We start from the raw sequence: 22,544 nt of genomic DNA, 5'->3' as shown, positions 1-22,544 counted from the left end.
CACAACTGTAAGTTGCTATTCATAAGACTCATAATATGTCAGAAAGTTCAAAAAAATTAAAAAAAGGATAAATTATGCCATTGCTCGATAGCTTCAAAGTTGACCACAGAATTATGAAAGCCCCGGCAGTACGTATTGCTAAAACAATGCAAACTCCCAAAGGGGATGATATTACGGTGTTCGACTTGCGTTTTTGTATTCCCAATAAAGAAAATATTCCATCTAAAGGTATTCATACCTTAGAACATTTATTTGCGGGCTTTATGCGTGATCATTTAAATGCGACGGATGTAGAAATTATTGATATTTCGCCAATGGGATGCCGTACTGGTTTCTATATGTCATTAATTGGCTGTCCAGATGAGCAACGTGTGGCAACTGCTTGGCTAGCGGCAATGAAAGATGTGCTAGCGGTTAAATCTCAAGATCAAATTCCAGAATTAAATGAATACCAATGTGGCACATATACTGAACATTCACTTGCTGAAGCTCAAATAGCAGCTCGTCATGTGATTGAAAAAGGCATTGGCATTAATAAAAATGAAGATTTGTTATTAGACGAAAAATTATTAAACCCATAATTCTCGTTAGCAACACAATAGTAAAGGAACATTTATGACAACTCTTGGTACAGCGTTAACCCCGAAAGCAACAAAAGTAATGATGTTAGGTGCAGGTGAGTTAGGTAAAGAAGTAGTAATTGAACTACAGCGTTTAGGTGTTGAAGTTATCGCCGTAGATCGTTATGAAAATGCGCCAGCACAACAAGTGGCTCATAGAGCTTATACCATTTCCATGTTAGACGGTGAGGCATTAAAAGCTTTGGTGGAAAAAGAAAAACCTGATTATATTGTGCCTGAAGTGGAAGCCATTGCTACTGCAACTTTAGTTGAATTAGAGCAGCAGGGATTTACTGTCATTCCCACAGCTAAAGCAACACAATTAACCATGAATCGTGAAGGTATTCGTCGTTTAGCCGCTGAACAGTTAGGGTTACCTACCTCAAATTATCAGTTTGTAGATAATTTTACAGATTTTAAACAAACTGTAGAAAAAATTGGTGTTCCTTGCGTGGTTAAGCCTATTATGTCTTCTTCAGGGCATGGGCAATCTATTATTAAATCATTAGATCAAGTTCAACAAGCTTGGGATTATGCTCAAGAAGGTGGTCGAGCAGGTGCTGGCAGAGTGATTGTAGAAGGTTTTGTAAAATTTGATTATGAAATCACCTTGCTAACGGTTCGTCATATTGGTGGAACTTCATTTTTAGCACCAATTGGTCATCATCAACAAGATGGTGATTATCGTGAATCTTGGCAGCCACAAGCAATGTCTGAAAAAGCCTTACAAAAAGCTCAAGAAGTGGCAGAGAAAATTACCAGTGCATTAGGAGGACGTGGTATTTTTGGTGTGGAAATGTTTGTCTGTGGCGATGATGTTATTTTTAATGAAGTATCGCCTCGTCCACATGATACAGGAATGGTCACTTTAATTTCCCAAGAGCTTTCTGAATTTGCATTACATGCTAGGGCAATTTTAGGCTTACCGATCCCTGAAATTAATCTCATTAGTCCAGCTGCGTCAAAAGCGATTGTGGTGGAAGGAAAATCCACACAAGTACAATTTGGTCATTTAGAACAAGTGCTAGCGGAGCCAAATACGAATATTCGTTTATTTGGTAAAGCTGAAGTGAATGGACACCGTCGTATGGGGGTGATTTTAAGTCGTGATATTTCTGTTGAGAAAGCTTTAGAAAAAGCTTTTCGTGCTTATGATAAATTAGAAATTAGTTTATAATTTATGAAAATCATACCGCACTTTGGGGAAAATAGACCTAAAGTGCGGTTATTTTTATCAACATTTTGCTAGCGTAATCATTATGGAAAATGTAATAAATAATCATCCAACTATTGCTATTGTAGCAGGAGAAGTATCAGGAGATATTCTTGGTGCAGGTTTAATTCGAGCGTTAAAATTGAAATATCCACAAGCACGATTTATTGGCATTGCAGGTAAAAATATGCTGGCTGAAGGTTGTGAAACCCTAGTGGATATGGAAGAAATTGCAGTAATGGGATTGGTTGAAATTTTGAAGCATTTGCCACGCTTACTGAAAATTCGTAAACAGATCGTTGAAACGATGTCAGAAGTTAAACCAGATATTTTTATTGGTATTGATTCGCCTGAATTTAATCTTTATGTGGAAGAAAAACTCAAAGCGCAAGGGATTAAAACTATTCATTATGTGAGTCCATCAGTATGGGCTTGGCGTCAAAATAGAATTTATAAAATTGCTAAAGCGACTCATCTTGTTTTAGCATTCTTACCTTTTGAAAAAGCCTTCTATGATCGTTTCAATGTGCCTTGTCGCTTTATAGGGCATACTATGGCTGATGTAATACCTCTAAAACCTAATCGTAGTGAGGCTTGCCAAGTATTGAAATTGGATGAAAATAAGCGTTATATGGCGATTCTTGTGGGAAGTCGTGGTTCAGAGGTGGAGTTTTTAGCTGAACCTTTCTTACAAACCGCACAGTTATTAAAACAGCAATATCCAGAACTTCAATTCCTTGTGCCATTAGTCAATGAAAAACGCCGTCAACAATTTGAACAGTTAAAAGCACAAGTTGCTCCTGAACTAGAATTGATTTTATTAGATGGTCATGCTCGTCAAGCCATGATAGTGTCAGACGCCACTTTATTAGCATCTGGAACGGCAGCGTTAGAATGTATGCTATGTAAATCGCCAATGGTCGTGGGTTATAAAATGAAACCATTAACTTATTTCTTAGCTAAACGTTTAGTGAAAAGTAAGTATATTTCCTTGCCTAATTTATTGGCAGATGAGATGTTAGTACCAGAAATGATCCAACAAGAGTGCGAACCCAAGAAGTTAGCTGTACAGCTCGCTGCCTATTTAGATCAAAGTGAAAGTGTGGTAGAAAATCGTAAAATTTTATTACAACGTTTTACTGAATTGCATCAACTGATTCGATGCGATGCAGATAGTCAAGCAGCTCAAGCTGTAATTGATTTATTAGAAGGAAACAAGCATGAGTGATTTTGAATATCCACAAGGTTTTGAATTAGTTGCAGGTGTAGACGAAGTCGGACGCGGTCCATTAGTGGGCGCTGTGGTTACAGCAGCAGTGATTTTAGATCCTAATAATCCTATTGAAGGATTGGCAGACAGTAAAAAATTATCTGAAAAGAAGCGTGAACAGCTTGCTGAAGAAATCAAACAAAAGGCATTAGCTTGGGCATTAGGGCGTGCAGAACCAGAAGAAATTGATCAATTAAATATTCTGCATGCCACCATGCTGGCTATGCAACGTGCGGTAAAAAATTTAAAAATTCAACCGCACTTTGTGTTAGTCGATGGCAACCGAGTGCCTGAATTCGCCATGCCAGCACAAGCTGTGGTAAAAGGTGATAGTAAGGTACAAGAGATTAGTGCTGCATCAATTATTGCCAAAGTAGCTCGTGATCATGAGATGGAAGAACTGGATAAACAATATCCGCAATATGAATTTGCAAAACATAAAGGTTACCCGACAAAAGTCCATTTAGAAAAATTAGTTGAATTTGGCGCCTTACCTCAACATCGCCGTAGTTTTGGTCCTGTACGTAAGGTATTAGATAAGCATAATTGATAAGCGAAATAGATTATGAATGAACAACTTTGGTATCAATCACCACTATTTGTTGTACTTGCTTTACTGATCGGTGCAATTATTTTGTTTGTGCAGAATAAATTGCGGATGGACACCGTTGCATTACTAGTTATGCTGTTATTTTGCTTAACGGGTATTTTATCTTTAGATGAGGTATTTGCGGGCTTTAGTGATCCCAATGTTATCTTAGTTGCTCTTCTATTTATTGTCGGCGAAGGGCTTGTTCGTACAGGTGTCGCTTACCAAGTAAGCGAATGGCTGATGAAGGTTTCCAATAATAGTGAAACTAAGGTACTAGTTTTATTGATGTTAGCGGTTGCAGGCTTGGGTTCCTTTATGAGTTCTACTGGGGTTGTGGCAATTTTTATTCCTGTCGTACTTGCTATTTGTCAGCAAATGAAAATTTCCCCTAAACGATTAATGATGCCACTAAGTGTAGCGGGTTTAATCAGTGGTATGATGACATTGATTGCTACGGCTCCTAATCTAGTAGTGAATGCAGAATTAGTGCGTATTGATAATCTTCGTTTTAGTTTTTTCTCTTTTACCCCGATTGGTCTAGCGGTCTTAGTGGTGGGTATTTTATATATGCTAATAGCTCGCCGTTGGCTTGATAGTTCAGAGCATAATATTAGTGAAGTCAAACCGCGTGATTCAATTACTGATTTAATTGAAGAATATCAATTACATCAGCGTGTTAAACGATTTGTGGTGAAAACAGGATCACAATTTATTGGTCGTTCAGTTGAAGATTTACATTTACGTTCTAATTATAAATTAAATATTTTAGCCATTGAACGTTGGAAGCGATTTCGCCCAGTCTTTATTGCCGCTTCCTTAGGAAAAATTGAAATTAAAGAAAAAGATATTCTATTAATTGATATTGCTAATCCTCAGTTAGATTTAGATTCTTTCTGTCATTTATATCATTTAGAACCTACCGAAATTCGCAATACTCACTTCAATGAACAATTAAAATCTGTAGGCATGGTAGAAATTACGCCTGTACCAGATAGTGATGCCATTGGTCAGAGTGCTGCCCAGTTGCGTTTTCGTTCCCATTATGGTTTGAATGTAATTGGAATTAAACGTGATGGAGAATTATTGCAGGGATTATTGGTGGAAGAACCTTATAAATTAGGAGATCAATTATTAGTGATTGGGGATTGGAAACTGATTCGTAAATTGCCTGATCGTACTAAAGACTTCTTTGTATTGGAATATCCAAAAGAAATTGATAAAGCCGTTCCTGCTCGTAGTCAAGCTATGCATGCTATTTTCTCTGTGGTAGCCATGGTAATTCTCATGGTGACAGGCGTAGTGCCTAATGTTATTGCTGCATTAATTGCTTGTTTATTATTGGGGAAATTCCGTTGTATTGATGCAAAAAGTGCTTATGATAGCATTCACTGGCCAATTATTATTCTAATTGTTGGTATGATGCCATTTTCCATCGCCTTACAAAAAACAGGTGGGGTAGATTTAGTGGTGGATTTTATGATTAATACCGTAGGTAACATGGGTAAACATTGGATTTTAATCAGTTTATTTACTTTATCTGCGGTAGTTGGATTATTTATTTCTAATACAGCTACGGCAATTTTAATGGCACCTATTGCAATTAATATGGCTCACCAATTAAATTTATCACCAGTCCCTTTTGCTATGACAGTTGCTATTGCCACCTCTGCGGCTTTTATGACGCCTGTTTCTTGCCCTGTGAATACGATGGTGTTAGGACCAGCAGGATATAAATTTAGTGATTTTGTCAAAATTGGTGTACCATTCACCATCTTAGTTATGTTAGTCACCATTTTCTTGGTGCCTGTATTGTTTCCATTCTAGGAAGAAAAAAGGAAAATTATGACCGCACTTTCACAAACAAAATTGAAAATTGGACTAGTCTCAGTCTCTGACCGAGCTTCACAAGGCATTTATCAAGATCAAGGTATCCCAGAATTACAAACTTGGTTAGAAAACGCTTTAGTGGATAAATTTGATGTTGAAACTCGTTTAATTCCAGATGAACAATCGGAAATTGAAAAAACATTAATTGAGTTAGTAGATATTCACCAATGTCATTTAGTGCTGACGACAGGCGGAACAGGCCCTGCTAAACGTGATGTGACACCTGATGCAACATTAGCTATTGCTGATCGAGAAATGCCTGGTTTTGGAGAACAAATGCGTCAAGTGAGTTTACATTTTGTACCGACTGCCATCCTTTCTCGCCAAGTTGGTGTGATTCGTAAAGATAGCTTAATTTTGAATTTACCAGGTCAACCTAAGGCAATTAAAGAAACTTTAGAAGGTGTTAAAGATGAAAATGGTAGGGTATTAGTAAAAGGAGTTTTTGCAGCAGTACCTTATTGTTTACAACTGATTAATGGATTATATATTGATACGAAACCAGAAGTCATTGTGAGTTTTAGACCTAAATCAGCACGCCGTACTTAAAAGTGCGGTGGCATTTATAAAAATTTTGAGGTGAGCGATGAAAAAAATTGAAGCAATTATAAAACCTTTTAAATTAGATGATGTGCGAGAATCATTATCTGATATTGGTATTACAGGTATGACAGTCACTGAAGTGCGTGGTTTTGGGCGTCAAAAAGGTCATACTGAATTGTATCGTGGTGCAGAATATATGGTGGATTTTTTACCTAAAGTGAAGATTGAAATTATCATTCCTGATGATTTGCTCGATCAATGTATTGAGGCCATTGTAGAAACTGCCCAAACAGGGAAAATTGGTGACGGCAAAATCTTTGTGTATGATGTGGATCGTGTTATTCGTATTCGTACTGGTGAAGAGAACGAAGATGCACTTTAATGTATTTTACTTTTTATTCTACTTTTAATTAAAACTGCGGTGAATTTTTATAAAATTACCACAGTTGAAAGGATCTTTTATGAAAAAATTACTTTCTCTACTTAGTATTATTAGCTTATCTTTTGTTATAACAGCTTGTGGTGGCGAAGATGCTCGTTCAGAAATGCAAATGATGGGACGTTATAATAGTGAATTGATGAGTGCATCAAGTGCTGAAGAATTTCATAAGGCAGCAGATAATTTAACTAAATTTTCTGTAGAAGCGATGAATAAACGCCCTTCCACAGTAAAATCTGATGAAGAATTTAATGCATATCAGCAAGCTATGAAGAAATTTATTGAAGTTGTTATGCAAGCAGATCAACTTGCACAACAAGGTAAATTAGCTGATGCAAAAGCGTTAACACTTCAATTATCGGACATGAAGAAGCAATATCATGCCGAATTTAAAAATAAATAAGAGTAATAGATTATGGTAAAACCTCATTCTGCAAATCATGTATTAGTTGGTCTTGCTTCATTAGTAATTATTTTAGCAGGCATAAAAATGGCAGGAGAGATTGTTGTGCCTTTTTTATTAGCCTTATTTATTGCCATTATTTGTTCGCCGATTATTCAATATATGACAAACAGGAAAATTCCTCATTGGTTGGCGATTACAATTCTGTTTTTGCTAATTTTAATGGTGTTTTTCTTTTTAATTGGTCTTATTAATGGCTCAATACAAGAGTTTTCTCAGTCAATGCCACAATATCGTGTATTAATGGATGAAAGGTTAAATGACTTTACCGCATTATTAAAAAAGTGGAATATTCATTTTTCGATTAATAAAGCGATTATCCTTAATCATTTAGATCCTAGTGCTATGATGAATTTTGTGAGTAAGTTACTACTTAACTTTTCAAATGTAGTATCTAATGCATTTGTACTCATTTTAGTGGTGATTTTTATGTTACTTGAAGCTCCAACAGCTAAACATAAATTTGCATTAGCATTCAGTGATAAAGACAGTGATACAGGCAGCGAAGAACAATATCTTGATCCTATTTTACAAGGTGTCATTAGCTATTTATGGGTGAAAACTTTGGTAAGTTTGCTGACGGGCATTTGTGTATGGTTATTGTTAGAAATGGTTGATGTGCAATATGCGGTTTTGTGGGCAACGTTAACCTTTTTAGCTAACTATATTCCTAATATAGGCTCCATTATTGCGGCAATCCCGATTGTTCTACAGGTTTTTTTACTCAATGGATTATCCGATGGTTTCTGCGTAATGATTGGTATTATTGCGATTAATATGTTGATTGGTAATATTTTAGAGCCTCGCCTGATGGGACGTACTTTAGGATTATCCACATTAATTGTTTTTCTTTCTTTATTATTCTGGGGCTGGCTATTAGGAACTGTTGGTATGTTTCTCTCAGTGCCATTAACTATGGCAATTAAAATTATTTTAGAAATGAATCCAAATACGGAAAGATACGCTATTTTATTAGGCGATGTTTCGGAAGATAAAGGTTAACTACTTTAGTCAATTAAATAACAAAAAAGCATTTCATTTGATCTGCACCACAAAAGTTAGGTTGAATCGCCAACTGATTAAGGTGCAGATTTTTTATGTTTTTCAGAGATGAGATTAATGAAAAAGTCTTCGATGTCTTTGTTTCCCTGATTTAAATTGGCTTAGCAATAAAATAATGAATAATAAGGTGTAAATAACAAAAATAACAACTATCCATTGTGCCATAGATAAACCTAAGAATGACCAAGTGATCTCACTGCAAGAGCCACTAGGGCTAAATAAAAAAGGAAACCACTTATCTAAAGGTAAGGTTTGTGGAAATTCAGGTAAATAGGAGCATTGATTCCAAGGTGCAGGATTAAGCTGATAATCCACATGTTTTAATGATATTAATAACCCTTTTACCGAACTTCCTAAACCAATAAATAATCCTAGAAAACGGAAGAACCAAGAACGTGGATAAATAAATCCAATTATTCCTGCAAAAAACAATCCGAATAATGCAACACGTTCATAAACACACATTACGCAAGGTTGCAATTCCATACCATATTGGAAATATAATGCTGTTAATTCTAAAGCGATAGCAGAAAAAGCTAATAATAACCATCCACCACGACTGGTTGAAAGATCTTTAAAATAATTAAGCATAGTATTTCCTTCTATATTTTATACAGGTAGTGCGGTGATCCAACCTAAACTACTAAAGAATTTTGTTGCTCCTGGTAAAATAAATTCAACGGCAAGTAACCCAACTACGGTTAATACGATAGTATAAGGTAAAGCCATATAAACCATTCTACCATAAGATAAGCGAATAAGTGGTGCTAATGAAGAGGTTAGCAAGAATAAAAATGCCGCTTGCCCATTTGGTGTTGCAACAGATGGTAAGTTAGTACCAGTGTTAATTGCTACTGCAAGTAATTCAAATTGTTCTAATGAGATAGAACCTGCATGTAATGCGGCTTTCACTTCACTAATATAAACTGTTGCTACGAATACATTATCTGAAATTGCTGAGAGTAAGCCGTTGAAAGCATAAAATAATAATAGCTGTGCACTTTCACTTGCTGATAGTACAAAACTAATAATCGGTGCAAAAAGGTGTTGATCAATAATGACTGCAACCACAGAGAAGAATACCACTAATAAAGCACAGAATGGTAAAGATTCTTCGAAAGATTTACCAATAGCACTTTCTGAAGTGATACCACAGAATGCGGTAGTAAGCACAATCACAGTTAAACCAATTAGACCTACAGCAGCTAAATGGAATGCTAATCCACAAATTAACCATATTCCGATGAGTGCTTGGATAATCAGTTTAATTTTGTCTTGTGTTCCCATTTTTTTCTGTTGGACACGATTAAAGGTCACTAAAATACACCATACTTTACGAGGTAATTTTTCGCCGTAGCCGAATAAATGTAATTTTTCAAGTAGTACACAAGTGAAAATACCTGCAATTAAAGTGGGTACTGTAACTGGTGCCATACGAATAAAAAACTCGGTAAAGTTCCACGATGCTTGTTCAGCAATAATAAGATTTTGAGGTTCTCCAACTAAAGTCATCACCCCACCAAGAGCAGTACCAACAGAGGCATGCATCATTAAACTACGTAAAAATGCTCGGAATTGTTCGAGAACTTGTTGGTTTTTCTTTATTTTTTCATCATTTGTAATATCTGTTGAATCTTCAAAAGAAGCACCTGAAGCCACTTTATGATACACACCATAGAATCCCATAACTACACTGATAATTACGGCAACAACAGTTAGAGCATCAAGGAACGCAGATAAAAAAGCAGCACTTAGACAGAAAGCAATAGAGAGTGCAATTTTAGATCGAACACTAATTAAAAGTTTGGTAAAAGCAAATAGTAATAATTGCTTCATGAAGTAAATACCAGCCACCATAAACATCAGTAGCAGAATAACTTCAAAGTTTGCCATAATTTCAGATTTAACATGTTCTGGGGATGTCATCCCAATTACGACGGCTTCTATAGCGAGTAGACCACCAGGTTGTAGCGGATAGCATTTCAAAGCCATGGCAAGGGTGAAAATAAATTCAATCACCAAACACCAACCAGCTAAGAATGGACTAACTGCAAAATATAATATTGGGTTAAGAATGAGGAAAGCGATAATAGTAAGTTTGTACCAATCAGGACTTCTTCCTAAATAATTATTGAAAAATGCATTACAATTATTCATGTATGTGTTGCTCTGTAAAGTTAGGTAAAATTATATTATAGATTGTAATATATTTCAGATTAAAGGATAATACTAAATAATTAGTTTTTTAGAACTAGATCATATTTTGAGGGAGTTTCTGTTGTTTAAACAAACAAGTACTAACCAAGACCAATCTATTTTGAAAGCAAGAAGCCCTGCTGCTTTAGCAGAAGAATATATTGTAAAAAGTATTTGGGGTAATCATTTTCCACCTGGTACGGATTTACCAGCAGAACGAGAACTCGCAGATAAAATTGGAGTGACACGTACGACTCTACGAGAAGTACTACAACGATTAGCTCGTGATGGTTGGTTGACGATTCAGCATGGTAAACCAACTCGGGTTAATGATGTATGGCAAACATCAGGACTTAATATTCTTGATGTATTGGTGCGTTTAGATAGCACCATGTCTCCAATGCTCATTTCTAATGTTCTGTCTGCACGGACTAATATTGCTACTATTTATGTACCCAGAGCATTTAAAGCAAGTTTTGAGGAAGCTGTATCACTTTGTAAGAATGTGATAGAAACCATTACTGAAGATGCCAGCTCTTATACCTCACTAGATTATGAACTGTTTCATAAATTAGCCTTTTTTTCTTTTAATCCCATTTATGGCATGATTTTAAATAGCTTAAAAGGGCTTTATACTCGAGTCGGTATGTTTTATTTTAATATTCCTCAAGCTCGTGAACTCGCTAAGAACTTTTATATTGAGCTCTATGAGTTAGGTCAAGCTCAAAAATTGGATGCAATTCCAGAGCTAATTCGCCAATATGGTCGAGATAGTTCTCTTATTTTTGCTGCATCACAAGATGAATTAACGGCATATTTAAGAGACCAGTAATATATCATTTGTTAGTTTAAGCTCTTTTTATACTGCTACGCTCAATAATAATACCAACATTGCGAGCTTGTGGCACGGCATTAGGTTTGCTTAATTTAATTTTGAGCCATTGAATAGAAAATCTTTGTTGTAACTGTTCAGCGACTTCATTAGCTACTCGTTCAATTAATAAAAAGGGCTTAGATTGTACGTATTGGATAATAAATTCACTGACTTCTGCATAATTTAAGCAATAGCTAACATTATCTGTTTCAGCTGCTTTACGACTATCCCAAAGCATTTCAATATCGAAAATGAGCTTTTGCTTAATTTGTTGTTCCCATTCATATACACCAATTTGAGCGAAAACGGTCAACTCTTCAATAAAAATACGATCATTCATAAATTTCCTTTGCGATTTTAATCAAATATTATTAGCTATATGCTATCAAGTTTAGGTAGAATAAACGAATAATTTTTAATAGGAAATTGACTTTCTAAGGTGAATTTATGAGTTATTTTGCCATTTTTTATATGCTAGTAACCTATTTAATTGGTTCTATTTCCAGTGCAATTCTGATTTGTCGCCTTGCAGGATTGCCAGATCCTCGTAAAAATGGTTCAAATAATCCAGGGGCAACTAATGTCTTAAGAATTGGTGGGCGTTGGGCTGCTCTTGCAGTTCTCATTTTTGATGTGTTAAAAGGAATGTTGCCTGTTTGGTTGGGCTATCGTTTAGGATTGACGCCTTTTGAATTAGGAATGGTTGCTCTTAGTGCTTGTTTGGGGCATATTTTTCCAATTTATTTTAAATTTAAAGGTGGTAAAGGGGTCGCTACGGCATTTGGTGCCATAGCACCTATTGGCTGGGGGGTTGCAGGTGCTATGCTATCAACTTGGCTATTGGTTTTTTTATTCAGTGGTTATTCTTCTTTAAGTGCAGTTTTAGCTGCTTTATTAACCCCATTTTTTGTATGGTGGTTCCGACCTGAATTTACTTTTCCTGTCGCTCTTGTGTGTTGTTTGCTAGTGTATCGTCATCATGAAAATATTCAACGTTTATGGCGTGGTCAAGAAGATAAGGTGTGGAGTAAATTTAAAAAGAAAGTGGCTGAGTCTGAACCACCAAAATAGTGATAAAGAAAGCAAAAGTGCGGTGTAATTTTAGAAAATTTTAACCGCACTTTTTTATTATTAAGGGTTTGATAATTTTGATTATTCAAACCAAATTAATGTTGCCATTCTGCCAGTATTTACATCACGGCGAAATGAAAAAAATTGCTCTGCTTCAGTATAAGTGCAGTGTTCTCCACCATAAATATGAGTTACCCCCATTTTATCTAAACGCTGACGAGCTATTTGATATAAATTCCCTAAGAATTTTCCTTTTCTCGTGGTGTCATTAACAAATGCATCTTGTGCTTGAGTATCTTTTGCCACAAATTGATCCACAACATCTTGACCTACTTGGAAAGCCTTAGGACCAATTGCAGGGCCAAACCAAGCAATAATTTCATTACGGGGGCATTGAAAACATTTAATCGTTTCTTCTAGAATGCCATCACATAGCCCACGCCAGCCAGCATGGGCAGACGCAACTTCGGTTCCTTGTTTATTGGTAAATAAGACTGGGAGACAATCTGCGGTCATGACTAAACAAATTTGATTTGGCTGATTGGTATAAACTGCATCAGCATCAAGGTTATCTCCTTTATAAGGTAAGGTAATTACTCTTGTACTATGAGTTTGAGTCAAGAAAATAGGCAATTGAGGTAAGCCAAATTTTTCTACTAATAGTTGACGATTTGTTTTGACATCTTCTGGATTATCGCCTACGTGATTACCTAAGTTGAAACTCTCATAAGGTACTTGGCTTACTCCACCTTGGCGTGTGGTGGAGAATCCATGAACATTATTTGGTACAGACCAATTTGGTGAAATCCGTTGTATCATAATCACTAACCTAATAATCTAATTCATCTTTATGAAGTTGGTAGTCTGCTTTTAAAGCATTAACTAACTCAACAAAATCATCTGGCAATGGTGCGTGCCATTCCATTAGTTCTCCAGTAATTGGATGTTCTAAACGTAACATCACTGCATGTAAGGCCTGACGTTGGAAATTTCGCATTACTGTCATAAATTCTTCACTGGCATTTTTCGGCGGACGTGGACGACCTCCATAAGTTTGATCGCCCAGTAATGGATGAGCGATATGTGCCATATGTACTCTAATTTGGTGGGTGCGTCCAGTTTCAAGTCGTAAACGTAAGCGAGTATAGTTACGAAAATGTTCCATAATACGATAATGTGTTATGGCTGGTTTTCCCATAGGATGTACAGCCATTAAAGTCCGTTTAGTCGGATGGCGTGCCATAGGTTCATCTACCGTACCACCTTTTGTCATAATTCCAAAGGCAATAGCTTCATATTCTCGGGTTATTTTACGCTTTTGTAATGCTCGAACTAATTGGGTTTGTGCTGGAATCGTTTTCGCAACTACCATTAAACCTGTTGTATCTTTGTCGAGGCGATGCACAATTCCCGCACGTGGTACCTCCGCAATTTGTGGATAATGGTAAAGCAAAGCATTAAGAACCGTACCATTAGGATTACCAGCACCAGGGTGTACTACAAAATCTTTGGGTTTATTAATGACTAAAATATCATCATCTTCATAAACAATATTCAAAGGTAAATTTTGTGGTTCAAAACGGGTTTCATCTTCAATTTCTACCGTAATTTCAATTTGCTCACCACCAAACATCTTTTCTCGAGGCACATTTATGATTTTTCCATTCACTGAAACAAGATCCTCTTCGATCCAAGTTTTTAAGCGGGAGCGAGAATAATCAGGGAACAATTCTGCAAGAGTTTGGTCTAAACGTTGTCCCATTTGATGTAGCTGAACTTCAGCCGTCATAGTAATTTGTGCCATAAATATTAAAAATCCACTAATTCAAGTTTGCTTATTTTATAATGTTCTATACAATAACAAAATTATTTTGGGTGCATTGTAACGCACAACACTAAATATTTATACTGAAAAAAGGATTATAGCCGCTATGCGTAATTTTAAATCACTGGCTTCGATCGCTTTAAGTGCATTTGTGATCACAGCATGTTCAAGTTCAGAGACACCTGTTGAACAAGCCTCCGAACAACAATTATTTACAATGGGGAAGGAATATTTACAAGATGGTAATTATAGCCAAGCAACCCGTTATCTAGAAGCTGTTGATGCACGTTTTCCTGGTGGATCTTATAGTGAACAAGCTGAATTAAATTTAATTTATGCAAGCTATAAAACACAGGATTATACAAAAACCTTAGTTACCGCAGATCGCTTTTTAAATCGTTATCCCCATAGCCAACATTTAGATTATGTGCTTTATATGGCAGCTTTAACCAATAGTGCGTTAGGAGATAACTTATTCCAAGATTTCTTCGGTGTAGATCGCTCTACTCGTGAAAATACTTCAATGAAAACGGCGTTTAGTAACTTCCAAACCTTAGTGCAAAACTTCCCTAATAGCCCATATACACCTGATGCATTAGCTCGTATGGCTTATATTAAAGACCGTTTAGCACGTCATGAATTAGCCGTTGCTAAGTTTTATGCAAAACGTCAAGCTTGGGTGGCTACTTCAAATCGTATTACAGGTATGGTCAGAACTTACCCTGATACTCAAGCCACTTTAGAAGCTTTGCCGTTGTTACAAGAATCTTATGAAAAATTAGGTTTAACCCAATTAGCAAATCAAGCAGCCACTTTAGTTCAAGCCAATCAAGGTCGTGTGATTAAAGAAGTTGAAAAACCAGATGAGCCTTTCTTAAAATTACCATCTTGGTTACCTTTTGGTAGCAAAACATCTGAAAAAGCAGAATAGTAGCTTTGATAACTAAACTCATAAAGCAGGTATGTTTACCTGCTTTTTTTATGCATATCAATAAAAACAAAGGACGCTAAAGAGCGTCCTTAAAAGTGCGGTGAATTTTAGAAAAATTTTATGAGCGTTTCATTATCTCAAAGAATTCTTCGTTAGTTTTCGCGACCATGAGTTTATCAATAAGGAATTCCATTGCTTCCACTTCACCCATTGGGTTAAGAATTTTACGTAAAATCCACATTTTTTGTAACTCGTCTGGTGTAGTGAGTAAGTCTTCTTTACGAGTACCAGAACGGTTGAAATCAATGGCTGGGAAAACACGTTTTTCAGCAATTTTGCGGGATAAATGTAATTCCATATTACCCGTACCTTTGAACTCTTCAAAGATAACTTCATCCATTTTTGATCCTGTATCTACAAGTGCTGTCGCAATAATGGTTAAGCTTCCACCTTCTTCTACGTTACGAGCAGCCCCGAAGAAGCGTTTAGGACGATGCAATGCATTAGCATCAACCCCGCCTGATAAAATTTTCCCTGAAGCAGGTGTCACAGTATTATAAGCACGTGCTAAACGTGTAATTGAGTCTAATAAAATGACAACATCTTTTTTGTGTTCAACAGAGCGTTTGGCTTTTTCAATAACCATTTCGGCAACTTGCACATGACGAGAAGCAGGTTCATCAAAGGTAGAAGCAATCACCTCACCTTTTACTGAGCGTTGCATCTCAGTCACTTCTTCTGGACGTTCATCAATTAGTAACACAATTAACTCACATTCTGGATAGTTATGAGTAATGCTTTGTGCAATATTTTGTAGCAACATTGTTTTACCCGCTTTAGGTGGGGCCACAATTAGACCACGTTGACCTTTACCGATTGGCGATGCTAAATCTAAAATACGAGCAGTTAAGTCTTCGGTTGAACCGTTACCTCGTTCCATTCGTAAACGAGAATTCGCATGTAATGGAGTTAAGTTTTCAAAAAGAATTTTACTACGAGAAACTTCAGGTTTATCGTCATTGACTTGATCGACTTTTAAAAGTGCAAAATAACGTTCACCTTCTTTAGGTGGACGGATTTTCCCTTCAATTTTGTCACCAGTTTGTAAATTAAAACGACGGATTTGGCTTGGAGAAACATAAATATCATCTGGACCAGCAAGATATGAACTATCAGCTGAACGTAAGAAACCGAAACCATCAGGTAAGATTTCTAAAACGCCACCTCCAAAAATATCTTCGCCACTTTTGGCATGTTGTTTTAAGATTGCAAATACGATGTCTTGTTTACGTAAGCGAGCTAGATTTTCTAAGCCCATTTGTCCTTCACCAAGTGCCACTAATTCAGACACAGGTGTATTTTTTAGTTCTGTCAAATGCATAATTTAAGCGTTTTTGATTGGATTTTTCGTTGAGTTTTTTGAATTGTCCGCATTATTTATTTCTGTGCGGTGGTTTGGAATGGGCATAAAGTTACCACTAAATGCACACAGTGTCTAGTTTTTGATTAAAAATCTTAGAAAAGTGCGGTCATTTTTTGAGGAATTTTATGGTTCGTGTTATTCTTAGGGCTCATTTTTTTATAAGAATAGATTATTTATGTCAACAGATCATCTTACTCAAACCCGTTTTGCTGATTTACCACTTCATCCTCAAGTATTAGAGGCATTAACTTGCAACGGATTTGAATTTTGTACGCCAATTCAGGCTCTTTCTCTTCCTCTTTCACTTAATGGGAAAGATGTAGCAGGTCAAGCACAAACAGGAACGGGTAAAACGATAGCGTTTTTAACCGCGACATTTCATCATTTACTCAAACATCCTAATAATGTCGAAAAACAACCTCGTGCTTTAATTTTGGCACCTACTCGAGAGCTTGCGGTACAGATTGCACATGATGCAGAGCGTTTAGTAAAAACCACAGGTTTAAAAACTGCGTTAGCTTATGGTGGTGATGGTTATGATAAACAGCTGAAGGATATTGAAGCAGGTGCTGATATTATTATTGGAACCACAGGACGTATTATTGATTATGTGAAACAAAATATTATTTCATTACGGCATATTCAAGTTGTGGTGTTAGATGAAGCAGATCGTATGTTTGATCTCGGATTTATTAAAGATATTCGTTATTTAGTACGTAAATGTCCATCACCAAAACAGCGTTTAACTTTATTATTTTCTGCGACACTCTCTTATAAAGTAAGGGAGCTTGCTTTCGAAGATATGAATAATCCTGAATATGTGGAAATTGAACCTCGTCAAAAAACAGGTTATCGGATTAAAGAGGAATTATTTTATCCTTCTAATCATGACAAAATTCCATTATTGCTTACCTTATTGGAAGAAGAATGGCCAGAACGTTGCATTATTTTTGCTAATACGAAACATCAGTGTGAGCGTATTTGGGGGTATTTAGCGGCAGATGGTCATCGTGTGGGGCTATTGACAGGTGATGTCGCCCAAAAAAAACGACTTTCATTGTTAACGCAATTTACTGAGGGAGCACTTGATATTTTGGTTGCCACTGATGTTGCCGCCAGAGGATTGCATATTCCAGATGTGACGCATGTATTTAATTATGATTTGCCTGATGATCGTGAAGATTATGTTCATCGCATAGGACGAACTGGGCGAGCAGGGGAGAGCGGTATTTCTATTAGTTTTGCTTGTGAGGAATATGCGATGAATTTACCTGCGATTGAAGACTATATTGGTCATAGAATTCCAGTGAGTCAATATGATCCAGAATCTTTACTGCAAGATTTACCTAAGCCTTATCGATTAAAAAATTCAGCATCAATAGCGCAACGAAATCATCGAAGTTCGCAGAAAAATTTTAAAAAACGTGCTTAACATTCAGACCGCATAAATAAAAAGTGCGGTCTTTTTATTAAAAATTTTAATAACTTGGATCTTGATCACGGACAGCTTATATTTGAATATTCTATAATGTGATCTTAAGCGAAAACTAAGGAGAGTCAGATGAAGGATTGTATTGAGCATCGTTTAACGATGTTAGCTAATGAAACTCAAAGTCATATCATTTCACGGATGGTGCAACAAATTCAACAACAAGATTATAAAGCACTTATTCCACAAGCTGTGGTACAAAAGTTTTGTAACGAATTCCAAATTAAACCAGTAGATTTAGCCCTTCAATGCTTGCCTATTGCTGCCTGTTACGCATTAACACCGATTTCTCATTTTAATGTGGGAGCAATTGCGATTGGTATTTCAGGTAATTTCTATTTTGGTGCAAATCAAGAATTTACTGCAGCTGCCATGCAACAAACTGTGCATGCTGAACAAAGTGCGATTAGCCATGCTTGGATTGCAGGAGAAAAAGCTATCATGCATATGGTAGTAAATTACACGCCTTGTGGGCACTGCCGTCAATTTATGAATGAATTGAATACGGCTAGTCAATTGAGAATTCATTTACCTCATAGTCAAAATCATTTATTACATAGTTATTTGCCTGATGCTTTTGGACCAAAAGATTTAAATATTGAGAAGGTACTTTTTGATCCGCAAATACATTCTATTCAACAGCATTCTGATGATCCTGTTGTGCAAGCTGTGATAGCGGGAGTGAGTCAATCTTATGCCCCTTATAGTCAAGCATTGAGTGCTGTGGCATTGCAAATAGGTGAGCAAATTATTGTGGGACGTTATGCTGAGAACGCAGCTTTTAATCCTAGCTTTTTGCCATTACAGTCGGCTTTAAATTATCAACGTTTACAAGGCTATTTTAATATTCCAGTATCAAGAATTGTGATGGCTGAAGTAAAATCAGGGTTAAGCCATAAAACCATGACAGAAAGCCTTGCTAAAGCTTATTTAGAACAACCGATAGAATATATCTCACTATAAAATTTCTATTCTTCTGACCGCACTTTTGGTGAAATAAGAGTAGATTGCACCTAAAATTAAAACCTTAGGTTTTAGGTGCAATTTATGTGGAAATTTTCAACTTTCTTGTTCTGCCTTATTTTATTGAGATAATAAAATAGGTCGTTAGTTTCTTAATCAGTAAATAAGTGTTTTACAAATATCAATTTTTCATTGATTCATCATTTCTAGAAAATGACTTACATTAATCACATGGATTTTGTTAGCTTTGTATAGTCATTTTTTTATTTTATGCAAAATCCAACGACACTTTTATTTTGACATCCACAGATAAAAAACACATACTCCAATCATTAACCTTATTTTATAAAGAAAACACAATGACATTTTGCTGATTTTTCACTAAATTAACATTTGATAAATTGGCAGTTAGTCGCAAACTTAGGGTGTAGGAGATGCTTGAATAGCACAATAATTTCATTTTATGCAACAAGGTTATCATTTTTATTGTATAAATATGATTAAAACTGCTAAAAAATTTACCCAATTGGGAGTAATATTCCAATAAACTTTAATTGCTTAGGGAATGATATGTTAAATAATCAATCAACATTAAAAGAACTGACATTACGAGGAATGTTGTTGGGGGCGTTGATTACGGTGATTTTCACTGCATCTAACGTCTATTTGGGATTGAAAGTTGGATTAACTTTCGCTTCTTCTATTCCTGCTGCCGTAATTTCAATGGCGGTGCTCAAATTTTTTAAAGGATCAAATATTCTTGAAAATAATATGGTACAAACGCAGGCTTCTTCTGCGGGTACCTTGTCTTCAGTGATTTTTGTGATTCCTGCGATGCTAATGATGGGATATTGGCAAGGATTCCCATTTTGGCAAACACTGTTAATTTGTATTTCAGGCGGTATTTTAGGTGTGATCTTCACCATTCCATTGCGTCATTCAATGGTGGTAAAAAGTGATTTACCTTATCCTGAGGGTGTGGCAGCAGCAGAAATTTTAAAAGCAGGTAATGATGAATCTGCGGGTAGTGGTGTAAAGGAAATTGCTACAGGTGGATTAATTGCCGCAGTGGTGGGGTTTGCTACCAACGGCTTACGGTTAATTGCTGATGGTGCTAGCTTATGGTTTAAAGGCGAAAATGCCATTTTCCAAGTGCCAATGGGCTTTTCACTAGCCTTATTAGGTGCTGGCTATTTAGTAGGAATGGTTGGTGGTATCGCCATTTTACTGGGTATTTTCTTTGCTTGGGGAATTGCCGTACCTTATTTTACCTCAGCAGCTCCAATGGGCGCTGATGCGGATATGATAGGATATGCGATGACCATTTGGAAAACCAAAGTTCGTTTCATCGGGGTTGGTACTATCGGAATTGCTGCGATTTGGACATTATTAGTATTAATGAAACCAATGGCTCAAGGAATGCGTCAATCCTTTCGTGCATTAAGAGATCCAAATGCAAAAAATACTGACCGCACTTCGCAAGATTTATCGCCGAAAGCAATGATTTACATTACTTTAATCAGCGTAGCCTTGATTGTGTTAGCACTCTATAGTTTCTTGCAACCTATCGGTATCGAACCTACTACAGCAATGATTTTAATCGTGGTTTGTAGCTTATTAGCCTTCGTGATTGGTTTCTTTGTAGCGGCTGCTTGTGGTTATATGGCAGGGCTTGTAGGTTCATCTTCTAGCCCAATCTCTGGTATTGGCATTATTTCTGTCGTTATTACTTCATTAATCTTAATGTTGATCGGTAATGCTACAGGATTATTAGATAGCGCAGACGGTCAGAAATTCCTCACTGCATTAACGCTTTTTACAGCCTCTATCGTAATTTGTATTGCTGCGATTTCTAATGATAATTTGCAAGACTTGAAAACAGGTTATTTAGTAGATTCAACGCCTTGGAGACAGCAATTTGCCTTAATTATCGGGGTTATCGTGGGCGCATTGGTGATCGCACCTGTACTAGAAATCCTCTATCATGCCTATGGCTTTTCTGGTGCAATGCCTCGTGAAGGTATGGATGCAAGCCAAGCATTATCTGCACCACAAGCCACTTTAATGATGACCATTGCCAACGGGATTTTCTCGCACAATCTAGAATGGAACTATATTTTCTCAGGTATCGGTTTAGGGATTATTTTAATCATCATTGATATGGTATTGAAAAAATCTAGTGCTAATCGCTTAGCATTACCTGCATTAGCGGTGGGAATGGGCATTTACTTACCACCATCAATCAACGCACCTATTGTGATTGGTGCTATTTTGGCCTGGTTGATGAATCGTCATATTGAAAACTATGCAAAACACAATAATAAAGCGGTTGGCGAACTTAAGAAAAAAGCTGAACGCTACGGCACGTTATTTGCAGCGGGTTTAATTGTGGGCGAAAGCTTGATTGGCGTAATTATGGCGTTTATTATTGCTGCCTCAGTCACCTCTGGCGGTTCAGATGCTCCATTAGCCTTATCTTTAGACAACTGGGGCACTACTGCCGAAATCTTAGGATTAATCGTTTTTGTAACTGGCATAGGTATTTTTGCTCAGCGAATATTAAAAGCGAAAAAAGATTAGTCATTAAAATATCAAAAGTGCGGTTAAAATTTTCATTTTTTTCACCGCACTTTTTTTAGCAAAATAAAACCCTTATAATCCCACCCACAAACAATCTTGATTTTACAATGCAAAAACGCCAAAGTTCCACTTAAAATGGTAGCATTTTAGACGGCATTTTATTCTCGCAAAATCCATCCAAAGGGATTGTTTTCGCCAAAATTTCACTCCTTTGTTTCGATTCTTTTAAACTCATGTTAAAATTATCCACTTTTATATAAATGGAAATAGATATTGCACAATGAATTTAACTGATTTTTTAATGAATAAATTAGACGATTTAAAAGCCACTGATATTCAACATATTGATGTACGAGGAAAATCTTCAATTACTGATGATATGATTATTTGTACTGGTAGTTCAACTCGTCATGTTGCTTCTGTTGCCCAAAAATTAATTGATGAAAGTAAACAAGCTGGATTTGAGAGCTTTGGTGAAGAAGGTAAATCAATTGCTGACTGGGTGGTTGTGGATTTTGGTCAAGCAATTGTTCATATTATGCAACGAGAAGCACGCGATATGTATCAATTAGAAAAACTTTGGGCATAAAATTTTTGTAAATTGTACCGCACATTGATGAGCATTTATTTATTATGAAAATTCAATTAATTGCCGTTGGCACTAAGATGCCTGATTGGGTAAAAATAGGGTTTGAAGAATATCAGCGACGTTTTCCAAAAGATATGCCGTTTGAATTAATTGAGATACCTGCGGGTAAACGGGGTAAAAATGCTGATATTAAACGTATTCTTGAACAAGAAGGTAAAGCTATGCTCAGCAGTTGTGGAAAAGCTAAAATTGTTACTTTAGATATACCTGGTAAGCCTTGGACTACAGAGCAGTTAGCACAACAGCTTGAAAGTTGGAAAAATGATGGGCGAGATGTGTGTTTATTAATTGGTGGGACTGAAGGATTATCTCCTGAATGTAAAGCTGTTGCAGAGCAAAGTTGGTCTTTATCTCCTTTGACGCTACCTCACCCGCTAGTGCGTGTGGTAGTGGCTGAAAGTCTTTATCGGGCATGGTCATTAACTATTAATCATCCTTATCATCGTGAATAAGT

23 protein-coding genes are annotated in these 22,544 nt (G+C 36.4%); 17 read left to right on the top strand and 6 right to left on the bottom strand.

Annotated elements, in window-relative coordinates; translation table 11 throughout:
* Window positions 1-74 precede the first annotated feature (74 nt).
* The 9 genes from luxS to HMPREF1052_RS00760 all read left to right on the top strand — a co-directional run bounded on the left by luxS (window position 75) and on the right by HMPREF1052_RS00760 (window position 8,029).
* Window positions 75-581 carry an S-ribosylhomocysteine lyase gene (gene luxS / locus HMPREF1052_RS00800; protein WP_005758372.1) on the top strand — a complete coding sequence of 169 codons (507 nt, stop codon included), beginning with the start codon at window positions 75-77 and terminating at the stop codon, window positions 579-581.
* A 34-nt stretch (window positions 582-615) separates the two neighbouring features.
* On the top strand, window positions 616-1,797 hold the full coding sequence (gene purT, locus HMPREF1052_RS00795) for a formate-dependent phosphoribosylglycinamide formyltransferase (RefSeq protein WP_005758571.1): 1,182 nt from the start codon (window positions 616-618) through the stop codon (window positions 1,795-1,797).
* Between the two features lie 82 nt (window positions 1,798-1,879).
* A complete protein-coding gene (gene lpxB / locus HMPREF1052_RS00790; protein ID WP_005758352.1) occupies window positions 1,880-3,061 on the top strand; it encodes a lipid-A-disaccharide synthase in 1,182 nt (393 codons plus the stop codon).
* Window positions 3,054-3,653, top strand: a complete 600-nt coding sequence (gene rnhB, locus HMPREF1052_RS00785) for a ribonuclease HII (RefSeq protein ID WP_005758615.1) — start codon at window positions 3,054-3,056, stop codon at window positions 3,651-3,653. Before lpxB ends, rnhB begins: the two co-directional genes overlap by 8 nt.
* A 15-nt stretch (window positions 3,654-3,668) precedes the next feature.
* On the top strand, window positions 3,669-5,519 hold the full coding sequence (locus HMPREF1052_RS00780) for an SLC13 family permease (protein ID WP_005758527.1): 1,851 nt from the start codon (window positions 3,669-3,671) through the stop codon (window positions 5,517-5,519).
* 18 nt (window positions 5,520-5,537) lie between these two features.
* Complete coding sequence (mog, locus tag HMPREF1052_RS00775; RefSeq protein WP_005758399.1) at window positions 5,538-6,131, top strand: molybdopterin adenylyltransferase; 594 nt, start codon at window positions 5,538-5,540, stop codon at window positions 6,129-6,131.
* A gap of 37 nt (window positions 6,132-6,168) precedes the next feature.
* Window positions 6,169-6,507: a nitrogen regulatory protein P-II gene (glnB, locus tag HMPREF1052_RS00770; RefSeq protein ID WP_005758618.1), complete on the top strand. Its 339-nt coding sequence runs from the start codon at window positions 6,169-6,171 to the stop codon at window positions 6,505-6,507.
* Between the two features lie 79 nt (window positions 6,508-6,586).
* Window positions 6,587-6,967 (top strand): cytochrome b562, encoded by a 381-nt coding sequence (locus HMPREF1052_RS00765; RefSeq protein ID WP_005758517.1) that lies wholly within the window; start codon window positions 6,587-6,589, stop codon window positions 6,965-6,967.
* Between the two features lie 12 nt (window positions 6,968-6,979).
* Window positions 6,980-8,029: an AI-2E family transporter gene (locus HMPREF1052_RS00760; RefSeq protein ID WP_005758632.1), complete on the top strand. Its 1,050-nt coding sequence runs from the start codon at window positions 6,980-6,982 to the stop codon at window positions 8,027-8,029.
* A 114-nt stretch (window positions 8,030-8,143) separates the two neighbouring features.
* Here the strand turns inward: HMPREF1052_RS00760 and dsbB are convergent, their stop codons facing one another.
* Complete coding sequence (gene dsbB, locus HMPREF1052_RS00755; RefSeq protein ID WP_005758594.1) at window positions 8,144-8,680, bottom strand: disulfide bond formation protein DsbB; 537 nt, start codon at window positions 8,678-8,680, stop codon at window positions 8,144-8,146.
* 18 nt (window positions 8,681-8,698) lie between these two features.
* Complete coding sequence (nhaB, locus tag HMPREF1052_RS00750) at window positions 8,699-10,246, bottom strand: sodium/proton antiporter NhaB (protein ID WP_005758385.1); 1,548 nt, start codon at window positions 10,244-10,246, stop codon at window positions 8,699-8,701.
* Between the two features lie 121 nt (window positions 10,247-10,367).
* Here nhaB and fadR point away from each other — a divergent pair, with 121 nt between their 5' ends.
* The gene (gene fadR, locus HMPREF1052_RS00745) at window positions 10,368-11,117 is read left to right on the top strand and encodes a fatty acid metabolism transcriptional regulator FadR (protein ID WP_005758510.1); all 750 of its coding nucleotides are present in this window, start codon (window positions 10,368-10,370) and stop codon (window positions 11,115-11,117) included.
* 16 nt (window positions 11,118-11,133) lie between these two features.
* On the opposite strand, the gene folB is transcribed toward fadR, so the two are convergent.
* Complete coding sequence (gene folB, locus HMPREF1052_RS00740) at window positions 11,134-11,499, bottom strand: dihydroneopterin aldolase (protein WP_005758420.1); 366 nt, start codon at window positions 11,497-11,499, stop codon at window positions 11,134-11,136.
* 107 nt (window positions 11,500-11,606) lie between these two features.
* On the opposite strand from folB, the gene plsY reads away from it, so the two are divergent.
* A complete protein-coding gene (gene plsY / locus HMPREF1052_RS00735) occupies window positions 11,607-12,230 on the top strand; it encodes a glycerol-3-phosphate 1-O-acyltransferase PlsY (RefSeq protein ID WP_005758533.1) in 624 nt (207 codons plus the stop codon).
* A gap of 81 nt (window positions 12,231-12,311) precedes the next feature.
* Here the strand turns inward: plsY and pgeF are convergent, their stop codons facing one another.
* Window positions 12,312-13,046, bottom strand: coding sequence for a peptidoglycan editing factor PgeF (gene pgeF, locus HMPREF1052_RS00730; RefSeq protein WP_040596131.1), 735 nt, complete (start codon window positions 13,044-13,046; stop codon window positions 12,312-12,314).
* Window positions 13,047-13,059: 13 nt separating this feature from the next.
* Window positions 13,060-14,034, bottom strand: coding sequence for a 23S rRNA pseudouridine(1911/1915/1917) synthase RluD (gene rluD / locus HMPREF1052_RS00725; protein ID WP_005758515.1), 975 nt, complete (start codon window positions 14,032-14,034; stop codon window positions 13,060-13,062).
* A 127-nt stretch (window positions 14,035-14,161) separates the two neighbouring features.
* Here rluD and HMPREF1052_RS00720 point away from each other — a divergent pair, with 127 nt between their 5' ends.
* The gene (locus HMPREF1052_RS00720) at window positions 14,162-14,986 is read left to right on the top strand and encodes an outer membrane protein assembly factor BamD (RefSeq protein WP_005758401.1); all 825 of its coding nucleotides are present in this window, start codon (window positions 14,162-14,164) and stop codon (window positions 14,984-14,986) included.
* A gap of 118 nt (window positions 14,987-15,104) precedes the next feature.
* Here HMPREF1052_RS00720 and rho read toward each other — a convergent pair whose 3' ends face one another.
* Complete coding sequence (gene rho, locus HMPREF1052_RS00715) at window positions 15,105-16,367, bottom strand: transcription termination factor Rho (protein WP_005758416.1); 1,263 nt, start codon at window positions 16,365-16,367, stop codon at window positions 15,105-15,107.
* 217 nt (window positions 16,368-16,584) lie between these two features.
* Between rho and rhlB the strand changes: the two genes are divergently transcribed.
* From rhlB to rlmH, 5 genes are all read left to right on the top strand, one after another.
* Window positions 16,585-17,841: an ATP-dependent RNA helicase RhlB gene (gene rhlB, locus HMPREF1052_RS00710; RefSeq protein WP_005758567.1), complete on the top strand. Its 1,257-nt coding sequence runs from the start codon at window positions 16,585-16,587 to the stop codon at window positions 17,839-17,841.
* A 129-nt stretch (window positions 17,842-17,970) separates the two neighbouring features.
* Window positions 17,971-18,861 carry a cytidine deaminase gene (gene cdd, locus HMPREF1052_RS00705; RefSeq protein WP_005758634.1) on the top strand — a complete coding sequence of 297 codons (891 nt, stop codon included), beginning with the start codon at window positions 17,971-17,973 and terminating at the stop codon, window positions 18,859-18,861.
* A gap of 570 nt (window positions 18,862-19,431) precedes the next feature.
* Complete coding sequence (locus HMPREF1052_RS00700; RefSeq protein ID WP_005758448.1) at window positions 19,432-21,441, top strand: OPT family oligopeptide transporter; 2,010 nt, start codon at window positions 19,432-19,434, stop codon at window positions 21,439-21,441.
* 280 nt (window positions 21,442-21,721) lie between these two features.
* On the top strand, window positions 21,722-22,030 hold the full coding sequence (gene rsfS, locus HMPREF1052_RS00695; protein WP_005758412.1) for a ribosome silencing factor: 309 nt from the start codon (window positions 21,722-21,724) through the stop codon (window positions 22,028-22,030).
* Between the two features lie 44 nt (window positions 22,031-22,074).
* Complete coding sequence (rlmH, locus tag HMPREF1052_RS00690; RefSeq protein WP_005758549.1) at window positions 22,075-22,542, top strand: 23S rRNA (pseudouridine(1915)-N(3))-methyltransferase RlmH; 468 nt, start codon at window positions 22,075-22,077, stop codon at window positions 22,540-22,542.
* Window positions 22,543-22,544: the final 2 nt, after the last annotated feature.

It is taken from the genome of Pasteurella bettyae CCUG 2042 (genome assembly GCF_000262245.1).
Classification (GTDB): Bacteria; Pseudomonadota; Gammaproteobacteria; order Enterobacterales; family Pasteurellaceae; genus Basfia; species Basfia bettyae.
This window is presented reverse-complemented; position numbering and strand designations above follow the sequence as displayed.